Annotated in this window: 19 protein-coding genes; 15 read left to right on the forward strand and 4 right to left on the reverse strand. The window is 62.7% G+C overall.

Annotated elements, in window-relative coordinates:
• Positions 1-109 precede the first annotated feature (109 nt).
• Complete coding sequence (locus tag P3T43_RS22350) at positions 110-1357, reverse strand: ABC transporter substrate-binding protein (RefSeq protein WP_429283217.1); 1248 nt, start codon at positions 1355-1357, stop codon at positions 110-112.
• 505 nt (positions 1358-1862) lie between these two features.
• Between P3T43_RS22350 and zwf the strand changes: the two genes are divergently transcribed.
• The 3 genes from zwf to P3T43_RS22365 all read left to right on the forward strand — a co-directional run bounded on the left by zwf (position 1863) and on the right by P3T43_RS22365 (position 6108).
• On the forward strand, positions 1863-3323 hold the full coding sequence (gene zwf, locus P3T43_RS22355; protein ID WP_429283218.1) for a glucose-6-phosphate dehydrogenase: 1461 nt from the start codon (positions 1863-1865) through the stop codon (positions 3321-3323).
• A 186-nt stretch (positions 3324-3509) separates the two neighbouring features.
• Positions 3510-4214, forward strand: a complete 705-nt coding sequence (gene pgl / locus P3T43_RS22360) for a 6-phosphogluconolactonase (protein WP_429283219.1) — start codon at positions 3510-3512, stop codon at positions 4212-4214.
• Positions 4192-6108, forward strand: a complete 1917-nt coding sequence (locus P3T43_RS22365; RefSeq protein WP_429283220.1) for a bifunctional transcriptional regulator/glucokinase — start codon at positions 4192-4194, stop codon at positions 6106-6108. Before pgl ends, P3T43_RS22365 begins: the two co-directional genes overlap by 23 nt.
• 835 nt (positions 6109-6943) lie before the next feature.
• Here the strand turns inward: P3T43_RS22365 and P3T43_RS22370 are convergent.
• Positions 6944-8164, reverse strand: coding sequence for a Bcr/CflA family multidrug efflux MFS transporter (locus P3T43_RS22370; RefSeq protein ID WP_429283221.1), 1221 nt, complete (start codon positions 8162-8164; stop codon positions 6944-6946).
• A gap of 364 nt (positions 8165-8528) precedes the next feature.
• Between P3T43_RS22370 and hemL the strand changes: the two genes are divergently transcribed.
• The 7 genes from hemL (at position 8529) to P3T43_RS22405 (ending at position 15092) form a co-directional block, all read left to right on the forward strand.
• Positions 8529-9821, forward strand: coding sequence for a glutamate-1-semialdehyde 2,1-aminomutase (gene hemL, locus P3T43_RS22375; protein WP_429283222.1), 1293 nt, complete (start codon positions 8529-8531; stop codon positions 9819-9821).
• A gap of 57 nt (positions 9822-9878) precedes the next feature.
• Positions 9879-11012 carry a bifunctional diaminohydroxyphosphoribosylaminopyrimidine deaminase/5-amino-6-(5-phosphoribosylamino)uracil reductase RibD gene (gene ribD / locus P3T43_RS22380; RefSeq protein ID WP_429283223.1) on the forward strand — a complete coding sequence of 378 codons (1134 nt, stop codon included), beginning with the start codon at positions 9879-9881 and terminating at the stop codon, positions 11010-11012.
• A gap of 16 nt (positions 11013-11028) precedes the next feature.
• A complete protein-coding gene (locus P3T43_RS22385) occupies positions 11029-11646 on the forward strand; it encodes a riboflavin synthase (protein WP_429283224.1) in 618 nt (205 codons plus the stop codon).
• A 77-nt stretch (positions 11647-11723) separates the two neighbouring features.
• A complete protein-coding gene (locus P3T43_RS22390) occupies positions 11724-12005 on the forward strand; it encodes a hypothetical protein (protein WP_429283225.1) in 282 nt (93 codons plus the stop codon).
• Between the two features lie 284 nt (positions 12006-12289).
• Positions 12290-13270: an ABC transporter substrate-binding protein gene (locus P3T43_RS22395; protein ID WP_429283226.1), complete on the forward strand. Its 981-nt coding sequence runs from the start codon at positions 12290-12292 to the stop codon at positions 13268-13270.
• Between the two features lie 89 nt (positions 13271-13359).
• A complete protein-coding gene (locus tag P3T43_RS22400; protein ID WP_429283227.1) occupies positions 13360-14334 on the forward strand; it encodes an ABC transporter permease subunit in 975 nt (324 codons plus the stop codon).
• Positions 14331-15092: an ATP-binding cassette domain-containing protein gene (locus P3T43_RS22405; RefSeq protein ID WP_429283228.1), complete on the forward strand. Its 762-nt coding sequence runs from the start codon at positions 14331-14333 to the stop codon at positions 15090-15092. The genes P3T43_RS22400 and P3T43_RS22405 overlap by 4 nt, the downstream gene beginning before the upstream one ends.
• A gap of 175 nt (positions 15093-15267) precedes the next feature.
• Here P3T43_RS22405 and P3T43_RS22410 read toward each other — a convergent pair whose 3' ends face one another.
• Positions 15268-16035: a hypothetical protein gene (locus P3T43_RS22410; RefSeq protein ID WP_429283229.1), complete on the reverse strand. Its 768-nt coding sequence runs from the start codon at positions 16033-16035 to the stop codon at positions 15268-15270.
• 279 nt (positions 16036-16314) lie between these two features.
• On the opposite strand from P3T43_RS22410, the gene ribBA reads away from it, so the two are divergent.
• The 4 genes from ribBA (at position 16315) to P3T43_RS22430 (ending at position 19770) form a co-directional block, all read left to right on the forward strand.
• A complete protein-coding gene (gene ribBA / locus P3T43_RS22415; RefSeq protein ID WP_429283230.1) occupies positions 16315-17451 on the forward strand; it encodes a bifunctional 3,4-dihydroxy-2-butanone-4-phosphate synthase/GTP cyclohydrolase II in 1137 nt (378 codons plus the stop codon).
• A gap of 76 nt (positions 17452-17527) precedes the next feature.
• Positions 17528-18046: a 6,7-dimethyl-8-ribityllumazine synthase gene (gene ribH / locus P3T43_RS22420; protein ID WP_429283231.1), complete on the forward strand. Its 519-nt coding sequence runs from the start codon at positions 17528-17530 to the stop codon at positions 18044-18046.
• Positions 18043-18477: a transcription antitermination factor NusB gene (gene nusB / locus P3T43_RS22425; protein ID WP_429283232.1), complete on the forward strand. Its 435-nt coding sequence runs from the start codon at positions 18043-18045 to the stop codon at positions 18475-18477. The genes ribH and nusB overlap by 4 nt, the downstream gene beginning before the upstream one ends.
• 99 nt (positions 18478-18576) lie before the next feature.
• On the forward strand, positions 18577-19770 hold the full coding sequence (locus P3T43_RS22430) for a pyridoxal phosphate-dependent aminotransferase (protein WP_429283233.1): 1194 nt from the start codon (positions 18577-18579) through the stop codon (positions 19768-19770).
• A 94-nt stretch (positions 19771-19864) separates the two neighbouring features.
• On the opposite strand, the gene P3T43_RS22435 is transcribed toward P3T43_RS22430, so the two are convergent.
• Positions 19865-21016, reverse strand: a complete 1152-nt coding sequence (locus P3T43_RS22435; RefSeq protein WP_429283234.1) for a transglycosylase SLT domain-containing protein — start codon at positions 21014-21016, stop codon at positions 19865-19867.
• Positions 21017-21594: 578 nt separating this feature from the next.
• Between P3T43_RS22435 and P3T43_RS22440 the strand changes: the two genes are divergently transcribed.
• Positions 21595-23163, forward strand: a complete 1569-nt coding sequence (locus tag P3T43_RS22440) for a UbiD family decarboxylase (protein ID WP_429283235.1) — start codon at positions 21595-21597, stop codon at positions 23161-23163.
• Positions 23164-23179: the final 16 nt, after the last annotated feature.

Genomic DNA, 23179 nt, shown 5'->3' on the forward strand with positions numbered 1-23179 from the left:
TGATCGCGCGATACTGGCTGGCAACGGCTGTGACTCTGGGTACATCTTCATGCGTGAGGCAAACGCCCGGCTGCGCGTGGAGTCGCAACCGGGCGCCCTGCTACCTTGCTTACTTCGTCTTCGCAGCCTTCGCGAGCGCTTCAACCGCGCTCTTCGAATCCTGGTCCGAGTTCATGAACTTCGTCACCACGTCGGTGATCGCACCAGCCGTTGCATCCGGCTGAGCCATACCGTGCGCGAGCGACGGAACATAACCGCCAGCCTTGATGGCCGTCTGTTCATCCGCGTACGACTGCTTGCCGCAAGCGTCGAACTTGTCCATGTTCACGCCCAGACGAACCGGAATCGAACCCTTGTACAGGCTGAACTGCTCCTGGAAGTCCGGGCTCATGATCGTCTTGGCCAGCGCCAGTTGACCCGGCGTGGCTTCCTTCGCACCCTTCTGCTGGAAGAACACGAACGAGTCGACGTTGAAGGTGTAACCCTTCGACGTGCCCGGCACCGGTGCGCAAATGTAGTCCGTACCCGGCGTCTTGTTCGCGTTCGCGAACTCGCCCTTCGCCCAGTCGCCCATGAACTGCATGCCGGCCTTGCCGTTGATGACCATGGCCGTTGCGAGGTTCCAGTCACGACCGGTACGGCCGTTGTCCATGTACGACTCGATCTTGCGGACCGTGTCGAACACGCCGACCATCTGCTGCGACGTCAGGGTCTTCTGGTCGAGGTCGACAATCGCCTTCTTGTAGAAGTCATTGCCTTGCGACAGCACCACGTCTTCCCACAGCGTCAGGTCTTGCCACGGTTGACCGCCGGCAGCGACCGGCTGAATGCCGGCAGCCTTCAGCTTGTCAGCCAGGGCGAAGAATTCCGGCCACGTGGTAGGCGGCTTTGCGCCCACCTTGTCGAGTGCTGCCTTGTTGATCCAGATCCAGTTGACACGGTGCACCGAGAACGGTGCTGCGACGTAGTGACCATCTGCGTGCACGACCTTGTCGATCTGCGGCGGCAGGTTCTTCTTCCAGTCACCCGCGACCGAGTCGATCGGCACCAGCACGCCCTGCTCCGCCCATTCCTGAATCAGCGGACCCTTGATCTGCGCAGCGCTCGGTGCATTGCCCGAGATCACTTGCGTCTTCAATGCCGTCATGGCCGCAGCACCTGCGCCGCCCGCAACCGCGAAGTCCTTCCAGGTGTAGCCCTGCTTCTGCATGTCGTCTTTCAGCACGCCGACGGCTTTCGATTCGCCGCCCGAGGTCCACCAGTGCAGCACTTCGATCGACTCGGCAGCTTGCACTGCGGTTACACCACACATCAGACCTGCGGCGCACAAAGCGCCCATGATCGCGCGAAATTTCATTGCTTATCTCCTCCAGACACCTGAACAAAAAACGAATGGCCCCTGATTCTCCAGGGTGCTGTGGTTGGTTCAAAACAGGCAAAACACTGGGCGATCGAGCCTCGGGCAGACGCATGCGCACGCATGTGCCGGCGAGCCGACGTTCGGCCGCAGGAAGCTCAGAAGATGAGTGGTTCGGGATGCAACTTGACTGTCTCCTCTTTTGATTTTTGCCTGCCCGCGTCGCGCGCGGCAGACTCGAGGTTCCTCACAGGTTAACCCTGACATCACCGCGCAGGTGCCGCCCCGAAGGCGGCTAACACGTGCAAAAACGCAATGTCTATTAACATGAAGGGACGCGGTCCGATTCGGGAAAACGCGCATCTTGCCTAAGCACGCACGCTTTTTTCATCGATTTATCGCTACCTCTTGATTTGGATTGTAGTTAAACTACAATTCAGTGTCAAAAAAAATTTTATCGGACTACGGTCGCCTGGGGCGACCCCCTGGATATCGACGGAGACTCATGTTTACCGATTCAAGTTTTACCTTCGTTCTCTTCGGCGGGACCGGCGATTTGTCGATGCGCAAGATTCTGCCTGCACTGTATGAAGCACACCGTGCGGGCATGCTGGCGGAAGGCGGCAAGATCGTTGGGGTGACGCGTCATGTCGAAGATCGCGCAGGGTATATCGAATGGGTGAACGAACACGTCAAGCCGCACGTCTCCAAGGGCGGCCTCGATGAAAAAGCGTGGGCCGGTTTCCTCGAGCGCATCCAGTACGTCAAGCTCGACCTCGGCAAGGCCGAGGACTTCGCGCTGCTGCGCGACGCGGTCAGCGGGCTGCCGGGCATCCGCGTGTTCTATCTCGCCACCGGTCCCTCGCTGTTCGTGCCGATCTGCCGTGCGCTGGCCGCGGTCGGCCTGAATACGAATTCGCGCATCGTGCTGGAAAAGCCGCTCGGCTACGACCTGAAGTCGTCCAACGCGATCAACGACGCCGTGGGCGAAATCTTCGCTGAAGAGCAGATCTACCGGATCGACCACTACCTCGGTAAGGAGCCGGTGCAGAACCTGCTCGCGCTGCGCTTCGGCAACGCGTTGTTCGAACCGCTGTGGCGCCGCGAGTGGGTGGAAAGCATCCAGATCACGATTGCCGAAGAACTGGGCGTGGAAGCGCGCGGCGACTTCTACGACAACACCGGCGCGCTGCGCGACATGGTGCAGAACCATTTGCTGCAACTGCTTTCGATCGTGGCAATGGAACCGCCTCATTCGATGGACTCGGATTCGGTTCGCGACGAAAAGCTGCGCGTCCTCCGCGCGTTGAAGCCCATTGATCCGCGCGACATCAGCAAGATCGCCGTGCGCGGCCAGTATCATGCGGGCGGCATCCGCGGCACTTCGGTGCCGGCTTACGCCAGCGAGCCGGGTGTCAAGGAAAATACGAGCACCGAGACCTTCGTTGCGCTGAAGGTTGAAATCGAAAACTGGCGTTGGGCCGGCGTGCCGTTCTTCCTGCGCACCGGCAAGCGCCTTGCGGACCGCGTCGCTGAAATCGTCGTGAATTTCCGTCCGGTGCCGCACTCGGCGCTCGGCCCCACCGCCTTGCGCCCGGGTGCCAATCGCCTCGTGATCCGGCTGCAGCCGAACGAAACGATTCGCCTGTATTGCCTCGCCAAGCAGCCCGGCGAGGGCATGAACCTGGCCAGTGTCCACCTCGACCTCGCGTTCGACCAGTTCTTCCGCGAAGGCCAGATGGAGGCGTATCAGCGTCTGCTGCTCGACGTGATCAATGGCCGGCTCGCGCTGTTTGTGCGGCGCGATGAGCAGGAAGCGGCATGGCGCTGGGTCGAACCGATCCTGAATGACTGGGCGACCGCCAACAAGCCGCCGAAACCTTATGCAGCAGGCACGTGGGGACCGGCGGCGTCGAGCGCGATGCTGGCGCAGCATGGAACCTGCTGGCTCGAAGAAGAAAACTGATAGGTGGCGATGCGGCGCGCCTGAACGCGCGCGCCGCTTGCGCCGCCTGCAAGACCTGAACGATGGACTGAACGGGGTGGCACCTTGACGGGCGCAATGGCAGCAGCGGACAGCGTCCAGCACGCAGTCGTTGCAGTGCGTCAAGGCATATTGCGCAGACCCAACAAAAAGCAGTACGGAGGAGATGTGATCGAGCTTCACGCTTTCGACGACCAGCGCGCCCAATCGGACGCACTGGCGAAAGCGGTGGGCGACGCTTTACACGCGTCCCTCGCCGCTCAGGCAACCGCGGCCGCTACCGGCACGGGCCATGCAACGCTTGCCGTGTCCGGCGGCAGCAGTCCGCGGCCGTTCCTGCAGACGTTGTCCACGCAACCGTTCGACTGGTCGCGCATTGTCGTGACGCTGGTCGACGACCGCTGGGTCCCCGACACGGACAGCGCCAGCAATTCGCGTTTTGCGCACGAAACGATGCTGCAAAACGCCGCGCAAGGCGCGACCTTCTGGCCGCTGGTCGACACCAGCCAGTCGCTCGAGGCGCACGTCGCCGCGCTGAATGCCGACCCGCGCCGCACCTTGCCGGATGTCGCCGTGCTGGGCATGGGCGAAGACGGCCATACGGCGTCGATCTTCGCGGATTCGCCGGAGTGGGACTTTTCCATCACGACGCCCGAGCGCTTTGTCGCGGTCCATCCCGGCAGCGCGCCGCATGCGCGCGTGAGCTGGTCCATGTCCGCGTTGAAGCAGATGGGCCGGCTATTTCTGTTGATTGCAGGACCGCGCAAGCTGGATGTGCTGAATGCCGCCGCCGCTGCGCCACAAAAAAATGCCATCTCACAGTTGGCAAACGACAAGGGAGTGAGACTCGATGTCTACTGGTGTGAAAAGTAACGCTGTCCCTGGCGCGGGGCAGCACGCCGACGGACCGCGGCTGTTAGCCGACATCGGCGGCACGAATGCGCGTTTTGCACTGGAGACAGGGCCGGGCGAGATTGGGCAGGTGCAGGTGTATCCGTGCGCCGACTATCCGGGTGTGGCCGAGGTCATCAAGAAGTACCTGAAAGACACGAAGATCGGCCGTGTGAACCACGCGGCGATTGCGATTGCGAATCCGGTCGACGGCGACCAGGTCAGCATGACCAACCACGACTGGACTTTCTCAATCGAAGCCACGCGCCGCGCGCTGGGCTTCGACACGTTGCTGGTCGTCAACGACTTTACCGCGCTGGCCATGGCATTGCCGGGCCTGACGGATTCGCAGCGCGTGCAGGTGGGCGGCGGCACGCGTCGGCCGCATAGCGTGATCGGCCTGCTGGGGCCGGGAACGGGCATGGGCGTCTCCGGCCTGATTCCCGCCGACGACCGCTGGATTGCGCTGGGCAGTGAAGGCGGCCACGCCACCTTCGCGCCGGCTGACGAACGCGAAGATCTGGTGCTGCAGTACGCACGCAAGAAATGGCCGCACGTGTCGTTCGAACGCGTCGCGGCCGGCCCTGGCATCGAAGTGATTTATCGGGCGCTGGCGGCACGCGACAAGAAGCGTGTGCCCTCGAACTTCGATACGTCCGACGTAGTCAAGCGCGCGCTCGAGGGCGAGCCGCTGGCGGCGGAATCGGTGGACGTGTTCTGCGGCATCCTCGGCACTTTCGCGGGCAACATTGCGGTGACGCTGGGCGCGCTTGGCGGCATCTACATTGGCGGCGGCGTGGTGCCGCGGCTGGGCGAGTTCTTCGCGCGGTCGTCGTTCCGCAAGCGCTTCGAGGCGAAGGGCCGCTTCGAGGCGTATCTGCAGAACGTACCCACCTATGTGATTACCGCCGAGTATCCGGCGTTCCTCGGCGTCTCCGCGATTCTGGCGGAGCAGTTGTCGAATCGCGCGGGCGGCAGTTCCTCCGCGGTGTTCGAGCGGATCCGCCAGATGCGTGATGCGTTGACGCCGGCGGAGCGGCGCGTGGCGGATCTGGCGTTGAATCATCCGCGTTCGATCATCAACGATCCGATCGTCGACATTGCGCGCAAGGCCGACGTGAGCCAGCCGACGGTGATCCGTTTCTGCCGCTCGCTGGGTTGCCAGGGACTGTCGGATTTCAAGCTGAAACTGGCGACGGGTTTGACCGGAACGATTCCGGTGAGTCACAGCCAGGTGCACCTGGGCGACACGGCAACGGATTTTGGCGCGAAGGTGCTGGACAACACGATCTCGGCGATTCTGCAGTTGCGCGAGCATTTGAACTTCGAGCATGTCGAGCGGGCGATCGATCTGTTGAACGGCGCGCGACGTATTGAGTTCTATGGGCTCGGCAATTCGAATATTGTCGCGCAGGATGCGCACTACAAATTCTTCCGCTTCGGAATCCCGACGATTGCTTATGGCGATCTGTACATGCAGGCGGCGTCGGCGGCGCTGCTTGGCAAGGGCGATGTGATTGTTGCAGTGTCGAAGTCAGGACGTGCGCCTGAATTGCTGCGCGTGCTGGAAGTGGCGATGCAGGCTGGAGCGCAGGTGATTGCGATTACGTCTAGCAATACGCCGTTGGCGAAACGGGCTACGGTTGCGCTGGAGACCGATCACATTGAAATTCGCGAGTCGCAGTTGTCCATGATTTCGCGGATTCTGCATCTGGTGATGATTGATATTCTGGCTGTTGGGGTCGCTATTCGGCGGGCTGTGCCTAGTGAAGATGTGGCTGAGGCTGTCGCCAAGGCTCGTAGCGGGGCGGATGATGATGCGACTGCTGTGCTCGACTGGTTGAGTCATGGGGCGGCTTCTTCGGCGAGGGATTAGGGGTTGTTTTTTGCCTTGCCGGCGGGGTCGGTGGGTTGCCTGCGGCGTTGGCCTTTCCTTGATTTGTTAGTGGTCTGGTCAGGTCGTGTTTGGTTGTTTGCCTACGGCGTTGGCCTTTCCTTGCTTTGTTATCGGTCTATTAGCTTCGCCCCTGTGCGGGGCGGCACCTACTTTCTTTGCCGCCGCAAAGAAAGTAGGCAAAGAAAGCGGGCTCACACCGCTAGCGCTTAGCAGGTCGTCTCTCTCTTGAACCGGAAACGGCCCAACACGAGACCTTCTCTCGCACCACCCACCTTAGTGACAAAGGGCTCATCCATCCCACTCCGCACCAGTGCGTCGCGGATGGGTTTGCCCGGGAAGGCCGGCGTTGGCGGAACGCAAAAGCTCCCCACACTACAACACCCCGAAACGCAAAACCTACAGACTGCAACACCTGAAAGAAGCCAACTTAGTTAGCATCCCTACAAATTAAGCAGAGCCGCTTTATACCCGACGGCGGGGCGCGCAGCGCAACGCTGGAACGCATGACTGCCTTGTCACTAGTGCGTGCTGTGCGAAGGCTGTTCTCGTGTTGGGCCGTTTCCGACTCAAGAGAGAGATGGCTCGCTAAGCGCTAGCGGTGTGAGCCCGCTTTCTTTGCCTACTTTCTTTGCGGCGGCAAAGAAAGTAGGTGCTGCCCCGCACAGGGGCGAAGCGAATAGACCACTAACAATACAAGGAAAGGCCAACGCGACAAGAAAACAGCCCCAAGCGCCGCAGGCAAGACAGCCCGATAACAACACGAGAAAAGGCCAACGCCCCAAAAAAACAACCAGGCCGCCGCAGGCAAAAAAACCTAAACCCCCGCCCCCGGCGCTCCCCTCCCATGCCACCGCACAACCAGCAACCGCCCGCAATAACACAGCACGCCGGCCACGCCAATCGTGACCCCCATGCCGGTTGGCGACGCCCCTTGCCACAGACCCACAGCAAGACTGGCAACCGCCCCCAGCGCCAGCTGCACAGCCCCAAACACCGCGGCAGCCGCTCCCGCATTATGCGGATACCGATGCATCAGATCCGTCGTGCAATTAGCCGACAACAACCCCACCACGCCAACCACGAAAAACAGCCCCGCCACGATCGACCATAACCCGCCCCACCCGGTCAGGCAGACCAAAGAAACGAACAGGGAAGCCACACAACTGACCGTCGCCGAAAACGAAATGATCGGCAACGATCCCAAGCGCCCAATCAAACGCGTGTTCATGAAGTTGCCGAACATGATCCCGACGATATTCAGCCCAAACAAAAACCCATAGTGCTGCGCGGAAACATGGAAGTACTCGATGTACACGAACGGTGTCGCCGTGATGTATGCGAACATCGAGGCAAACGCCATCCCGCCGCACAACATATGCCCCCAGGCCACCGGGTCGCGCAACAGCTTTCCATACGCCCCGAACGACTGCAGCACCGCCGAATGCTTGCGCTTTTCTCGCGGCCACGTCTCCGGCACCTTCAGGAATGCCGTCGCCGCGCACACAGTTCCGAACAGCGTCAGCGCAACGAAGACCACCCGCCAGCCGCCCAGCAGCAACAACTGACCGCCGATCAGCGGCGCCAGCAGCGGCCCGATCGAGGTGACGATCGCCAGCATCGACAACACGCGCGCCGCATCCGTCGGCTCGTGCGCGTCGCGTGCAATCGCCCGCGCGAGCACCGATGCTGCGCCCGCCCCTAGTGCCTGCACGAAGCGGAACGTCACCAGCGAACCAATCGAGAACGACAGTCCGCACGCAATGCTCGCCAGCGCATACATGATGATGCCGCCCAGCAGCACCGGTCGACGGCCAAACGAATCGGAAAGCGGTCCGTATAGCAGCATCCCCATCGAGAAGCCGAGCATGAAACTCGTGAGCGTCGTCTGCGCTGCGCTCGTGCTGACCAGGAAAGCCTGCGCGATCGATGGCAGGCTCGGCAGGTACATGTCGATGGAGATCGGTCCGCACGCAGCCAACGCGCCGAGCAACAGGATCAGCCGGCCATCGGGCCGGCGGCGGGTGACGTGAGACATGGGAATCCAGGAGAAGCGGCCCGCCAACCTATGCGTCGGACCTTGAGCAAACGGTGAAAATCGCAGCCGTAACCTGCTGCATGGGCAGCCGCAATTGTACGCGACGGTTAACCGGGCGTTGTGCGGGCGCTCAGTATCAGAGGTGCCGGACGCGCCTCGAAGCCGCCAACCGACCCCGCCCCCTGCGCCGCTGCACTTCCCTCTGCCGTGGCCCCCGGCCGACTACCCGCGACTCCGGTACAATTTCAGATAACCATTCAGCCGCCGCGCAGCGGGCGAGCAGGCCGGGCAAGCCGCCCCGGCTGCCGGTCGATCCCGCGCGCCCCGGTGCATCCCTATCCGATATCAGACAGGTCCAACGTCCATGTCCAGCAATTCCAGGAACGAAGCTCTTTTCGAACGCGCCCAGCGCACCATCCCCGGTGGCGTCAACTCGCCTGTGCGCGCCTTCCGCTCGGTTGGCGGCACGCCGCGCTTTATCGAGCGTGCGCAAGGCGCTTACTTCTGGGACGCCGACGGCCAGCGCTATATCGACTACATCGGTTCCTGGGGCCCGATGATCCTCGGCCACGTCCATCCTGAAGTGCTCGAAGCCGTGCAGAAGGTGCTGGTCAACGGTTTCTCGTTCGGTGCGCCGACCGAATCCGAGGTCGTGATCGCCGAGGAAATCTGCAAGCTGGTGCCGTCGATCGAACAGGTGCGGATGGTATCGAGTGGCACGGAAGCCACCATGAGCGCCCTGCGCCTCGCACGCGGCTTCACCAACCGCAGCCGGATCGTCAAGTTCGAAGGCTGCTATCACGGTCACGCAGACAGTCTGCTGGTCAAGGCCGGCTCGGGCCTGCTGACGTTCGGCAACCCGACTTCGGCCGGTGTGCCGGCGGATATCGCCAAGCACACCACGGTGCTCGAATACAACAATATCGCCGCACTCGAAGAAGCGTTCAAGGCCTTCGGCAACGAGATCGCTTCGGTGATCGTCGAACCGGTCGCGGGCAACATGAACCTCGTGCGCGCCACGCCGGAATTCCTCAACGCCCTGCGGCGCCTGTGCACCGAGTACGGCTCTGTGCTGATTTTCGACGAAGTGATGTGCGGGTTTCGCGTCGCGCTGGGCGGCGCCCAGCAGGTCTACGGCATTGCGCCGGACCTCACCTGCCTCGGCAAAGTCATCGGCGGCGGCATGCCGGCAGCGGCATTCGGCGGGCGCCGCGACATCATGGCCCACCTCGCGCCGCTTGGCGGCGTTTATCAGGCAGGCACGCTGTCGGGCAACCCGATTGCCGTGGCGGCTGGTCTGAAGACGCTGCAACTGATCCAGGCGCCCGGCTTCTACGACACCCTCACCGCACGCACCGCGCGTCTCGTGCAAGGTCTCAGCCAGGCGGCTCGTGAAGCACAAGTGCCGTTCGCGGCGGATGCGCTCGGCGGCATGTTCGGCCTGTACTTCGCGGACAAGGTCCCGACCAGCTTCGCCGAAGTTACGACGAGCGACGTGCCGCGTTTCAACGCGTTTTTCCACAAGATGCTCGACGCAGGCGTGTACTTCGCACCGTCGGCTTACGAGGCCGGTTTCGTGTCGATCGCTCACGACGACGCGATCATCGACGCGACGCTCGAAGCGGCCGGTGCCGCCTTCGCCGCGCTGGCCGCCTGAGGCAAACGCCTGCCCATCCCTTACGACCGCACACGCCACAGCACTCAACGGACGCCGATGTTCTCGCAAACCGATTTCGTCCATATGGAACGCGCGCTCGCTCTGGCGAAGCGCGGTATGTACACGACCGATCCGAACCCGCGCGTGGGCTGCGTGCTGGTCAAGAACGGCGAAGTGATCGGCGAAGGTTTCACGCAGCCGGCCGGCCAGGACCATGCCGAAGTACGGGCGCTCAAGGATGCGCGTTCACGCGGCCACGATCTGCGCGGCGCCACGGCATACGTCACGCTCGAACCGTGCAGCCACTTCGGCCGCACGCCGCCGTGCGCGAATGCGCTGATCGAGGCGCAGGTGGAACGCGTGGTCGCGGCCATGGAAGATCCGAACCCGCAGGTGTCGGGACGCGGCCTCAAGATGCTGCGCGACGCGGGCATCGAAGTGCGCTGCGGCCTGCTCGCCCATGAAGCGTCTGAACTGAATATCGGCTTCGTGTCGCGCATGACGCGCGGCCGGCCATGGGTGCGCATGAAGGTGGCGGCCTCGCTCGACGGCCGCACCGGCTTGCCGTCCGGTGAGAGCCAATGGATCACCGGCGAGTCCGCACGCGCCGACGGTCACGCATGGCGCGCCCGCGCGTCGGCGATCCTGACGGGCATCGGCACCGTGCGGGAAGACGATCCGCGTATGACCGTGCGGGCCGTGGATACGCCGCGCCAGCCACAACGCGTCCTGATTGACAGCCAGCTCGATGTGCCGCCCACCGCGCAGATTCTCGCCGGAGCGCCGACGCTGATTTTCTGCGGCAATCTGGATGAGCGTCACACCGCACGTGCCGACGTGCTGCGCGAGCGTGGCGCGGAAATCGTGCAAATGGCGAATGCGGCCGGCAAAGTGGATCTGCCCGCCATGCTGAAGGTGCTCGGCGAACGTCAGGTCAACGAACTGCACGTCGAGGCCGGCTACAAGCTGAACGGCTCGTTGCTGCGCGAGGGTTGCGTCGACGAGCTGCTGGTCTATCTGGCGCCGAGTCTGCTCGGCATCGACTCGATGGGCATGTTCAGTCTGATCGCCCCGCAAGCGCTCGATAACCGGCTGCGCCTGAACTTCCACGCCGTCGACCGGATCGGTGACGATCTGCGGATTCTGGCGCGCTTCGCGCCGCTTTCCGCGCCCCACCCTACTGAGAATTAACCAAGGAATCAGCACGATGTTTACCGGAATCGTCGCGGCGGTCGGCCGCATCGAAACAGTCAAACCCCTCGGCACCGACGGGGATGCGGGCGTACGCCTGAATGTCAACGCAGGCGGTCTCGATCTCGAAGACGTCCAGCTTGGCGACAGCATCACGATTCAGGGCGCCTGCATGACGGTGGTGGCCAAGACGTCGAACTCATTTGAAGTGGACGTCTCGCGCGAGAGCCTGAACTGCACGGCCGGACTCGGCGAGCCCGGCGAGGTCAATCTCGAGAAGGCGCTGCGTGCGCATGACCGGCTGGGCGGGCATATCGTCTCGGGTCACGTAGACGGACTCGGGACGGTCACGCATTTCGCGCCGGTGGGCGAGTCGCATGAATTACGCGTGCTGGCGCCGCGTGAAATCGGCCGCTATCTGGCGTATAAAGGGTCTATCACCGTCAATGGTGTGAGCCTGACGGTCAATTCGGTGACGGATCGCGCTGACGGCTGCGAATTTTCGATCAACCTGATTCCGCACACGGTGGAAGTGACTGCGCTCAAGCATCTGCGGGACGGCACGAAGGTCAATCTGGAGATCGATCTGATTGCGCGGTATGTGGAGCGGATGCTGTCCACGCAGCAGCAGTAGATGCCTGCCCGCAGCGGCTGCGGCCCGTCGGCGGCTGGCCACTGCGCACGACCCAGCCGACCTCGGAGATCTCCATCATGCAGATCGCGAAAGTCGTAATCGGAGTCGCCGCCCTCGTCGGCGTCACCGCCGCCTATGCGGACGGGTTCGATATCACGAGATCGCTCTCGAACGGGCGTGAGTTGCGCCTCATCCAAAGTACAGCCGCATGCGATGGCGGCCCCGGTGCGTTCATTTACAGGCAGGGTAAGCAGATCGATCAGACCTGCAATGTCGTGCTGACCCCGGCAGGCGCAACGGTGAGGTTGCCCGCCTACGAACCGAAGATGTTCTTCCCACGCGATACGCTTTATCCCTGATCCGTAAGCTGCGCGAATCTTTCGGACTCACAAACCTTCATCTGGCGTTGCGGGGCGCCGCGCAGGCGACACCCGTCGCGCCACCCTTCCTTGAAGCAGTTCGGCCCTTGCAGGTCGAACTCGCTATCCGCTTTACCCGTTGCATCGCAACAAGCCTCGTCATACCAATAGTCACTGACAGCACTCACGCCTATACTGGCCGACAGCCGATTGCCGTCGCCATGGAGCGTGTAGAACAAGTCGGGCGTCGCGTGTCGGACTCAAAAAACCTGGAGGAAGACAAAATGAAGCGATTCGTTTCCCGCTGTATGGTTGTCGTCTCAACGATCATGGTTGGTTCGCTGTCAGGTCTGGCGCACGCGGATGCCGCGCATCCGGTGGTGGCACTTCTGCCGGGCGTGGTGGATCCGTTCTACTTCACGATGCATCGCGGCGCCGAACGGGCTGCCAAGGAAGAAAACGTCGAGTTGCTTTTCCAGGTTCCCAAAGAGTGGAACACCAGTGAACAGGTGCCGATCCTCAAGGCGTTCATCGCCAAACACCCTGACGTCCTGCTGGTTTCGCCGGTCGACAAGCAACAGCTGATTCAACCGCTCAAGGAAGCCGCCGACGCCGGCATCAAGGTCATCACCGTCGACACCTATATCGGCGACGGCCACTATCAGACCGGCAAGGGCGACGCGGACTTCCCGCTTTCGTATATTGCTTCGGACAACCTGGAAGGCGGCCGGGTCGCCGCGCGCGCGCTTGCCAAAGCCATCGGCGACAAGGGCACCGTCTATTGCGAGAACAACAAGCCTGGCATCTCCAGCACCGACGCCCGCGCGGAAGGCTTCGCGGAGGAGATGAAGAAGCATCCGAACATCACCGTGCTGCAGACGCTCTACAACGAGGATGACGCCAATCAGGCCGCGGCCCACGTCGCCGCGGTACTGGCGCGCAATCCGAACCTCGCCGGCGTGTTCGGCGCCAACACGTTCTCCGGCAGCGGCGCGGCCCAGGGCGTCAAGGCGGCCGGCAAACAAGGCTCCGTCAAGGTGGTCGTATTCGACGCGGTGCCGGGTATCGACAAGCAGATCAAAAGCGGCCTCGTCGATATCGCCATTGCACAGCGTCCGGATGAAATCGGCTATTACGGTGTCAAGTTCGCCGCCGATGTGATCCATGGCAAGAAGATCCCCACGCTCAAGAGTACGGGCTTCGAGGTCCTCGATAAAAACAATATCGACCAGCCCGACATGCAGCAGTACATCTATTCGAACTAGCTGAAGCAGGCTGGCTGACACGCCAGATCGTCTCCACCGCGTGCGCGGCTGCGCACGCGGGTTCTGCTCCTGATAACGCGGATAACTCCATGGATAACTCGCGTCTCGACAAGATCGCGCTGATTACCAAACTATGGCCGTGGCTGTTCCTGTGCGCTCTGCTCGCTTTTTTCGAGGGATTCGCGCAAATCTCGGCTCATCGATCGTTTCTGTTTAATGCCTACAACCTGCAATCGATCGGGCTGGCCGCCGCCGCTCCGCTGCTGCTGGCCATCGGCCAGACTTTCGTCATCATCACGGCCGGCATCGATCTGTCCGCCGGCTTCGTGATGGGCCTCGCGGCCGTCTGTGTGGCGCAGTTCACGCTGTTCGGCAGCGGCTCGCCGTGGATCCTGATCGCGTCGATTCCACTCACCATCGTGGTGTGTCTGATTCCTGGTCTGGTCAACGGCGTGCTGATTGCGTGGCTCGGCGTGCCGGCCTTTATCGGCACGCTCGGCATGTACGGCGTGGCTCGCGGTGCGGGCTTTCTGGCGGCCGGCAGCGGCATGACCGTTTCGGTGGACAACACCGGCCTCGTCTGGCTTGGCGCCGGCTGGACGCCAGTGGTGCTGACCGCCGTGTTGCTGGTGATCATGCATCTGCTGCTCTCGAAGACGCGGTTTGGCCAGTACACCTACGCAATCGGCGGCAATCCGCAGTCGGCAGTACGCGCCGGCATCAATGTAAAGCGTCATCTGCTCGTGGTGTATCTGATCGCAGCCGCGTTCGCCGCGGTGGGCGGGATCATTTATACCGCGCGCTTTGCCGCGGGGGCCGCCAACGCCGGCGAACCGATGTTGCTCGATTCGATCGCCGCGGTGGTGATTGGCGGCGCGAGCCTGTTCGGCGGAACCGGCAATGTGGTTGGGACGCTGATTGGCGCGCTGATCATCGCGGTGATCCAGTTCGGTCTGGTGTTTATCGACGTCAACGCGTTCTGGCAATTCATCGTGGTGGGCATCGTCATCATCCTCTCGGTACTGATCGATCAATACAAGGATCGTCTGGGAGGCGCCCAATGAGCACGCCGATACTGGAGGTACGCGACGTCTCGATCCGCTTTGGCGGCGTGGAGGCGCTCAAGCACGTGTCATTGCAGCTATTGCCGGGCGAAGTGCTGGCGCTCGCCGGCGACAACGGCGCGGGCAAATCGACGCTCATCAAGATTTTGTCCGGCGTATACCGCGCGGATCAGGGCGAACTGCTGTTCGACGGCGCGCCGTTGCAATTGCGCGATCCGCAGGACGCGCGTGCGCGCGGCATCGAGACGATCTATCAGGACCTTGCACTGGCCGACAACCTCGACGTGGGCAGCAATATCTTCCTCGGACGCGAGCCGTTACGCCGGCAACTGGGCTTCCAGGTGATCGATCGATCGCGCATGGCGCAGGTTGCACGCGAGGTGCTGGAGCGTCTCGACATCGTGATTCCCGAAGGCAAACTGGGCGGTCCGGTGAAAATGCTCTCAGGCGGCCAGCGCCAGGCGATTGCGATAGGCCGGGCCATCTACTGGAACGCGCGGGTGCTCATCATGGACGAGCCCACCGCGGCGCTAGGCGTGCCGGAACAACGCAAGGTGATGGAGTTGATTGCGACGTTGAAGGCGCAGGGCGTCTCGGTGATTCTGATCTCGCACAACCTGCACGACATCTTTGCAATCGCCGACCGCATCGTAGTCCTGCGCCGCGGCGAGGTAGCGGGCGAGCGACAGGTTCAGCAAACCAACGGCGACGAGGTCGTGCACCTGATGGTAGGAGACACCTACGTGAGCCCGGGATAGAGACGGAAGACCGAGATGGCTCGCTACGAGCTGGCGGTGTGAGCCCGCTTTCTTTGCCTACTTTCTTTGCGGCGGCAAAGAAAGTAGGTGCCGCCCCGCACAGGGGCAACGCAAATAAACCACAAACAAACCAAGGAAAGGCCAAAACCAGAAAGGAACAACAACAACCAACCCTTCAGCGCCGCGAAGGCGCCCCAGCCAATGCAGCCTGAGCCCGCATCAACCACTCCCGATTATGCTCACGCGCATGCCGAGGCCAATGCCTGGCATCCTGAGCGATATCCGCATAAAGCCCGTGAGCCCGCTGCAAATCAGCCTCACTCGACTGCGCGGCGAGCCAATCCGCAAACAGACACCGCGGCGCCGCATCACTAGCACAGGCAAGCGATTGCTCAAAAGCAGCCCGCGTCCCGGGCGCATCCAGCGCGGCGAGGGTCCGCGCATAGAGTAAAGCCGGCTCAGGCTGTTGACGCGCCTGCGGACTGGCATCGAACAAGCGCCCCAGACTCACTTCAGCGGCCGCATACTGCCGCACGGCATACTGCGCCTTGGCCATTCCAAACAGCAACGCCGGATCAGTAGCGAAAGGCCCATTGGCAGCCGCCTGATAATGCTCGAGCGCCTCCTCAGGCTGACCGGCTCCCAGCAGAGCCGCCCCAAGCCGCATCCGATGCTCGACAGTCGGCGCACGGTCGAAATTAGCCCGCGCCTCGCGCACGGCCCGATTCGGATCCACCAGCTGCGAAATGGCCCGCGTAGCAGCCCGCCCGCCGCGCGACCCACGCAGCCCCGGCAAATAGATCGCAAAGAAATACACGAGACTGCCTAACAGCGGAAAAGCGAACAGCAGCAATAGCCAGTACATGTTCTGTTGAGTACGCACCACATGCACGGCAAAGAACAGTGCAACGATGACGTAAAGACCGATTCCGAAAAATGACATGTTGATTCGACTTGAAGCACTTGGCGAAGCGATGAACGACCGCGCCGCACAAAGGCGCAGTCACCAAAGAGGACCTGGAGATGCCCGGCGCCCCTGAACGGATGGTAATCCGTCGATTTGCTGCATGGCAGATGCCACAGTTTACCGAAGACCAGCCGCGGCCATGTTTCGCCCCGTTAAAACTCCGCCGCACCGCGCCAAATGGCCTATCCCGTTCGGGGGAACGACGCGGACCCGCGCCTGGCGTAAAATACGCGCTTTCCCGAAATTCTCGCCACCATGACGCTCTCCTCCACACTTGAGATCATCGCCGAACTGAAAGCCGGCCGGATGGTGATACTCGTCGACGAAGAAGACCGCGAAAACGAGGGTGACCTGGTCATCGCCGCCGAATTCGTCACGCCGGAAGCGATCAACTTCATGGCTCGCTACGGCCGGGGGCTTGTCTGCCTGACGCTCACCCAGGAACGCTGCAAGCTGCTGAACCTGCCGCTGATGACCTACCGCAACGGCACCCAGTACGGCACGGCGTTCACCGTTAGTATCGAGGCGGCTGAAGGCGTCACCACGGGCATTTCGGCGGCCGACCGGGCCCGCACGATCCTCGCCGCCGTCGCGCACGACGCGCGGGCCGAGCATATCGTCCAGCCCGGTCACGTGTTCCCGATCATGGCGCAGCCTGGCGGCGTGCTAGTGCGCGCCGGCCACACCGAGGCCGGTTGCGACTTCACGGCGCTGGCGGGTCTGACGCCCGCCGCGGTGATCTGCGAGATCATCAAGGACGACGGCACGATGGCGCGTCTGCCCGACCTCATGGAGTTCGCGCAGGAACACGGCCTGAAAATCGGCACGATTGCCGACCTGATTCACTACCGCAGCCGCACCGAATCGATCGTGGAGCGAATCTGCGAGCGCACCATGCAGACCGCGCACGGCCCGTTCCGCGCGGTGATGTACCTCGACCAGCCGAGCGGCCAGCCGCACATCGCACTGGTTCGCGGCAATCCCACGCCGGAGCAGGAAACCCCGGTACGCGTGCATGAACCGCTGTCGGTGCTGGATCTGCTCGAAGTGAGCACGTCCACCCACTCGTGGACGCTGGACGCCGCGATGAAAGAGATCGCGGAACGCGATCTTGGCGTCGTCGTGCTGCTGAACTGCGGCGATTCTAAAGATCACCTGATCGACGTTTTCAAGGCGTTCGATTCGAAGGACAAGGCCGACGCGCTCAAGCGCCGTCCGGTCGACTTCAAGACTTACGGCATCGGCGCGCAGATCCTGCGCGAACTGGGTGTCGGCAAGATGCAGGTGCTGTCCAACCCGCGCAAGCTGGGCAGCATGTCGGGCTACGGTCTCGAAGTCACAGGCTTCGTGCCGATGCCCGGCTGCCCTTCCCAGTCGCCGCAAACGCCTTGACCGGCACCCGCGCTGCAACGCTGATCCGACCATTTCACGCGCCTTGGCGCTTACTCAAACACACTACGGACTGACTATGGAAATCGGACAATACCAACCGAACCTCGACGGCGACGGCCTGCGTATCGGCATCGTCCAGGCGCGCTTTAACGAGCCCGTCTGCAACGGCCTCGCGGATTCGTGCATCGAAGAACTCGAACGCCTCGGCGTGACCGGTGAAGACGTGCTGCTCGTCACCGTGCCGGGTGCGCTGGAAATCCCGCTGGCCCTGCAAAAGCTGGCCGAAAGCGGCCAGTTCGACGCGTTGATCGCGCTCGGCGCGGTGATTCGCGGCGAGACGTACCACTTTGAACTGGTGTCGAACGAAAGCGGCGCCGGCATCACGCGCGTCGGCCTCGATTTCGGCATTCCGGTCGCCAACGCCGTGCTGACCACTGAAAGCGACGAACAAGCCGTCGCGCGCATGACCGAAAAGGGTCGTGACGCCGCACGCGTGGCCGTCGAAATGGCGAACCTCTCGGTCGCCCTCGAACAGCTCGGCGGCGACGATGACGACGAGGAAGAAGAAGAGGACGACGAAGAGGAACAGGCATGAAAAGCGCTCGCCGACGTTCCCGCGAACTGGCCACGCAGGGGCTGTATCAGTGGCTGCTGTCGGGCGCGCCCGGCGGCGAGATCGACGCGCAGTTGCGCGGCGCGCAAGGTTTCGACAAGGCGGACCACGAGCACCTCGATGCGCTGCTGCACGGCGTGATCCGCGATTCGGAAGCGCTGTCGGCCGATCTCACGCCGTGTCTCGACCGCCCGATCGAGCAACTCTCGCCGGTTGAACGCGCGGTGCTGCTCGTCGCGGCATTCGAGTTGAAGAATCACGTCGACATTCCGTACCGCGTTGTCATCAACGAAGCCGTCGAACTCGCCAAGACCTTTGGCGGCGCGGACGGTTACAAGTACGTCAACGGCGTGCTGGACAAGCTGGCAGCGCAACTGCGCGTCGACGAAACGCAGGCGGCCCGCAAGCGCTAAGCCGTCTCGCCAGACCCTGCCCCGCACGGCAGGGCGGCGGGCGGCGCTACCTCGCACCACCCGCCTGGCTTTTGAAATTGCACTTACTGTACTGACTGTATGAACTCCGTGACCGAACCATTGGTGCGGCTTGCTGCGCGTGTCGACGCCATCCAGCCTTTCTACGTGATGGAACTGGCGAAGGAAGCCGCCCTGCTGGAGCGCGAGGGGCGCGACATCATCCACATGGGAATCGGCGAGCCCGATTTCACCGCCCCCGAACTGGTCATCGAAGCGGCCGCGAGCGCGCTGCGCCGCGGCGTCACGCAGTACACCAGCGCACTCGGACTGCATACGCTGCGCGAGGCCATTGCCGGCCACTATGCGCAGGCCTATGGCATCGAGGTCGATCCTGCCCGCATCGTGGTCACCGCCGGTGCTTCGGCTGCGCTGCTGCTCGCGTGCGCGGCGCTGGTCGATCGCGACGATGAAGTGCTGATGCCCGATCCCTGCTATCCGTGCAACCGGCACTTCGTCGCCGCTGCCGAAGGCAAGCCCGTGCTGGTGCCAAGCGGCCCGGCGGAGCGCTTCCAGTTGACCGCAGCCGATGTCGAGCGCCTCTGGAACGAACGCACGCGCGGCGTACTGCTTGCGTCTCCGTCGAACCCGACCGGCACCTCGATCGAGCCTGCGGAGTTGAAGCGCATCGTCGAAGCGGTTCGCGCGCGCGGCGGCTTCACGATCGTCGACGAGATCTACCAGGGCTTGAGCTACGGCGAGCCGCCCGTCTCCGCGCTGTCGTTCGGCGAGGACGTGATCACCGTCAACAGCTTTTCGAAGTACTTCAACATGACGGGCTGGCGCCTTGGCTGGCTCGTGGTGCCGCCGTCGCTGGTCGGCGCATTCGAGAAACTCGCGCAGAACCTCTTTATCTGCGCCTCAGCGCTGGCGCAGCACGCCGCGCTCGCCTGCTTCGAACCGGACACGCTCGCGATCTACGAAGCACGCCGTATCGAGTTCAAGCGGCGCCGCGATTTCATCGCTCCGGCGCTCGAATCGCTGGGCTTCTCCGTGCCGGTGATGCCGGACGGCGCGTTCTATGTGTACGCGGACTGTAGCCAGGTCTCCCACGCGGCCGCCGGCGACAGCGCTGCGCTCACCAAAGCCATGCTGCAAGACGCGGGCGTCGTGCTGGTGCCGGGCATGGATTTCGGCAATCATGCTCCGCGCTCGTATATCCGCCTGTCGTATGCCACGGCGTATGCAAAGCTCGAAGAAGCAGTCGAACGGTTGCACGGGTTTTTCGGCCACTGACCCAAAAGCGTCGAGCCATGAAAAAAGGCACCCGCGGGTGCCTTTCTGATTTGTACTACCAGTGCTGTTTTTACCGCGATACCTCTGCAGTCACTCAGGCGCCGAATTCCGACGTCGAAGCATGCTTGGTCGCCGTAGCGCTGGCGTCGTCCTGCTCCGGCGCCTTCACCGGCGAGGCGGCGGTCAGCGGATGCGCTTCGAGCGTCACCTGAACCCGCTTGCCCGGCGCTGCAGCAGCCGGTGTCGCCACCGACGCCGTAGTCGTCACCGGCGCTTGCGGTGCATTGATCGGCACCTTGCGGCCGCGCGCCACGTCACGCAGACGGCCACGTTCAGCCATCACCTTCGCGCCATAACCACCGTCGTCCTGCGAGGTCGAACCGACATAGAGACGCAGGCCGCCCGGCAATGTACCGCCACGCGCGATGCAGTCCTTCAGCACGAGCGCCCCAACCTTGATGTTGGCGAGCGGATCGAGCGCGGCGCTTTCGCCGCCGAAATACTGGAACTTGTCCGAGTGCACCTTCGACATCACCTGCATCAGGCCTTGCGCACCCACGCCGCTTTCGGCATACGGGTTGAAGCCCGATTCGATCGCCATCACGGAGAGCAGCAGCAGCGGGTCGAGTCCGACTTCGCGGCCGGTATCGAACGCCGCCTTCACGAGTTCGCTCACCGGCTCCTGGGCGACGCGATAGCGCCGGGCCAGATAGGACGCCACCATATCCTGCTCACGGGTGGAGACCAGCACGCGGTCGTCTCGGGCGTCGGCGGCGACGCGCTGCGCGGGAATCAGACGCGCCAGCGCGCTGATGCTTTGTACCGAATGCGGGTCGAGCGCGTTGAATGCCGTGACACCGAGACCGCTCGTGCCGCTGCCGTCAAAGGCGCCGTCATAGCTCGTATTGGTGCTGCTTGCGCCATTGCTGGCGTCGCTCGGGGCCGTATTGGCGGATAGCGAATCGTCGGACGGTTGCACCACGTTGGGGGGCGCGAACGACGGCAGCGGGTTGCCCTGCAACAAACGGGCGGGGCCGGCCTGCACAGCGGCAGAAATGACCGGCATCAGTTTGGCAGCCAGCGTACCGCGCCAGGCGGGCATCAGCCACAGCGCGAGCGCCAGCACGACGGCGGAACCGCCAACAATGCTGAACAGATGATGACTCATACGCGTACCGCGACGCAAAACACCGCGCATGGCATGCGCTAATTTTTCGTCGGGACGCCACGTTAACCAGGCGTTCATTCAGATCTCCCATCTTGCATGATCTGCGAACCCCGCCGGTTGAGCCGGCATCAAAACACATTCGCAGAATCAAGACGTCGCGTGCTCTGGTTAGGGCAGCTGCGGCGTCGGGAATACGGCATAACCGTCGGTGGGAGCCATCTTGAAAAGCTCAGCGTCGTGCCTAAAAAGCACGCACGCAGAGACTCCCACGCGAAAATCCAGCGCTAGGTCGCGCTGACGAGGACTGCAAAAAGCCGACAAATACCGTGCAGGGGGTCGGTAAGCGGTGACGCGTTGCGTCGTAAGGACCGGGGGGCGGCGGTAAAAAGGTTCACGCCCTGCAACCAATGTGACCGGATTTTAGCAGGCTTAAATAGTTCGTCAACACTATAGATGGTCAAATCTATAACTAATTGTAATAACGAACACTGTTCAGCGGCCTGAAACCCGCGCGCCGTGCGCGTTTCGGCTCAGTTACAGTTTTGCGTCAAGAACGTGCGCTAACTAACGCAGGTAAAATCGACAATCGTTCCTGCGCGCCGTTTGACGTCGCGCCCCACTTTTCCGCCGCGCTCTGCGGCTTTGCTCCGTACCCGATGAAATACAAAGACCTGCGCGACTTCGTTGGCCGTCTTGAAACGCTAGGCGAGCTGCGCCGTATCCCGCAACACGTCTCGCCCGTCCTGGAAATGACCGAGCTATGCGACCGCGTGCTGCGCGCCGGCGGCCCCGCGTTGCTGTTTGAAAGCCGGCAGAACCATGCGTTCCCGGTACTCGGCAACCTGTTCGGCACGCCGCGGCGCGTCGCGCTCGGCATGGGGATCGAAAGCGGGGAGCAGGACGGCGATAGCGGCGCGCTGGAGTCACTGCGCGACGTCGGACGGCTGTTGTCGGCATTGAAGGAGCCGGAACCGCCCAAGGGCCTCAGGGACGCCGGCAAGCTGTTCTCGCTTGCCAAGGCGGTCTGGGACATGGCGCCCAAAACGGTGAGCGCGCCGCCTTGCCAGGAAATCGTCTGGGAAGGCGTCGACGTGGACCTCGCAAAGCTGCCAATCCAGACCTGCTGGCCGGGCGACGCCGGCCCGCTGATCACGTGGGGCCTGACCGTTACACGCGGCCCAAACAAGAGCCGCCAAAATCTAGGCATTTACCGCCAGCAGCTGATCGGCCGTAACAAACTCATCATGCGCTGGCTCGCGCATCGCGGCGGCGCGCTCGATTTCCGCGAGTTCGCGCTGCAGAACCCGGGCAAGCCGTACCCGGTGGCCGTCGTGCTCGGCGCCGACCCGGCCACCATCCTCGGCGCGGTCACGCCGGTGCCGGACACGCTCTCCGAATATCAGTTCGCGGGCCTGCTGCGCGGCGCACGCACCGAACTCGCGAAATGCATCACACCGGGCGTCGGTACGCTGCAGGTGCCGGCGCGCGCGGAGATCGTTCTGGAAGGCTTCATCTATCCGCAGGAAGGCACGCCCGAGCCGGCACCGGCCGGCGCGCCACCACGCCCGGCGAAAGGGGCGAGCGCGGCATACGAACATGCGCTCGAAGGACCCTACGGCGACCACACCGGCTACTACAACGAACAGGAGTGGTTCCCGGTGTTCACGGTCGAGCGGATCACGATGCGCCGCGACGCAATCTACCACTCTACCTACACCGGCAAACCGCCTGACGAACCCGCCGTGCTCGGCGTGGCGCTCAACGAAGTGTTCGTGCCGCTGTTGCAGAAGCAGTTCGCCGAGATCACCGATTTCTATCTGCCGCCCGAAGGTTGCAGCTACCGCATGGCGATCGTGCAGATGAAGAAAAGCTACCCCGGACATGCCAAACGGGTGATGTTCGGCGTCTGGAGTTTCTTGCGACAATTCATGTATACGAAGTTTATCGTCGTGGTCGACGAGGACGTGAATATTCGCGACTGGAAAGAAGTGATCTGGGCCATCACGACGCGCATCGATCCGGTGCGCGACACGGTACTGGTCGACCGCACGCCGATCGACTATCTGGATTTTGCCTCGCCGGTAGCGGGTCTCGGTTCGAAGATGGGTCTCGACGCCACCAACAAGTGGCCCGGCGAAACCGATCGGGAATGGGGCCGTCCAATCGAGATGGACGCCGCCGTCAAACGGCGCGTCGATGCGTTGTGGAGCGAGTTGGGCTTGTAGTGTTATCCACACAGCC

Source organism: Paraburkholderia sp. GAS41, assembly GCF_050436545.1.
GTDB lineage: Bacteria > Pseudomonadota > Gammaproteobacteria > Burkholderiales > Burkholderiaceae > Paraburkholderia.

Excerpts from the sequence above, each read along its gene's own strand:
- P3T43_RS22350 (WP_429283217.1), bottom strand. The coding sequence starts at position 1,357 with ATGAAATTTCGCGCGATCATGGGCGCTTTGTGCGCCGCAGGTCTGATG.
- zwf (WP_429283218.1), top strand. The coding sequence starts at position 1,863 with ATGTTTACCGATTCAAGTTTTACCTTCGTTCTCTTCGGCGGGACCGGC.
- P3T43_RS22365 (WP_429283220.1), top strand. The coding sequence starts at position 4,192 with ATGTCTACTGGTGTGAAAAGTAACGCTGTCCCTGGCGCGGGGCAGCAC.
- P3T43_RS22370 (WP_429283221.1), bottom strand. The coding sequence starts at position 8,164 with ATGTCTCACGTCACCCGCCGCCGGCCCGATGGCCGGCTGATCCTGTTG.
- hemL (WP_429283222.1), top strand. The coding sequence starts at position 8,529 with ATGTCCAGCAATTCCAGGAACGAAGCTCTTTTCGAACGCGCCCAGCGC.
- ribD (WP_429283223.1), top strand. The coding sequence starts at position 9,879 with ATGTTCTCGCAAACCGATTTCGTCCATATGGAACGCGCGCTCGCTCTG.
- P3T43_RS22385 (WP_429283224.1), top strand. The coding sequence starts at position 11,029 with ATGTTTACCGGAATCGTCGCGGCGGTCGGCCGCATCGAAACAGTCAAA.
- P3T43_RS22390 (WP_429283225.1), top strand. The coding sequence starts at position 11,724 with ATGCAGATCGCGAAAGTCGTAATCGGAGTCGCCGCCCTCGTCGGCGTC.
- P3T43_RS22395 (WP_429283226.1), top strand. The coding sequence starts at position 12,290 with ATGAAGCGATTCGTTTCCCGCTGTATGGTTGTCGTCTCAACGATCATG.
- P3T43_RS22400 (WP_429283227.1), top strand. The coding sequence starts at position 13,360 with ATGGATAACTCGCGTCTCGACAAGATCGCGCTGATTACCAAACTATGG.
- P3T43_RS22405 (WP_429283228.1), top strand. The coding sequence starts at position 14,331 with ATGAGCACGCCGATACTGGAGGTACGCGACGTCTCGATCCGCTTTGGC.
- P3T43_RS22410 (WP_429283229.1), bottom strand. The coding sequence starts at position 16,035 with ATGTCATTTTTCGGAATCGGTCTTTACGTCATCGTTGCACTGTTCTTT.
- ribBA (WP_429283230.1), top strand. The coding sequence starts at position 16,315 with ATGACGCTCTCCTCCACACTTGAGATCATCGCCGAACTGAAAGCCGGC.
- ribH (WP_429283231.1), top strand. The coding sequence starts at position 17,528 with ATGGAAATCGGACAATACCAACCGAACCTCGACGGCGACGGCCTGCGT.
- nusB (WP_429283232.1), top strand. The coding sequence starts at position 18,043 with ATGAAAAGCGCTCGCCGACGTTCCCGCGAACTGGCCACGCAGGGGCTG.
- P3T43_RS22430 (WP_429283233.1), top strand. The coding sequence starts at position 18,577 with ATGAACTCCGTGACCGAACCATTGGTGCGGCTTGCTGCGCGTGTCGAC.
- P3T43_RS22435 (WP_429283234.1), bottom strand. The coding sequence starts at position 21,016 with ATGAACGCCTGGTTAACGTGGCGTCCCGACGAAAAATTAGCGCATGCC.
- P3T43_RS22440 (WP_429283235.1), top strand. The coding sequence starts at position 21,595 with ATGAAATACAAAGACCTGCGCGACTTCGTTGGCCGTCTTGAAACGCTA.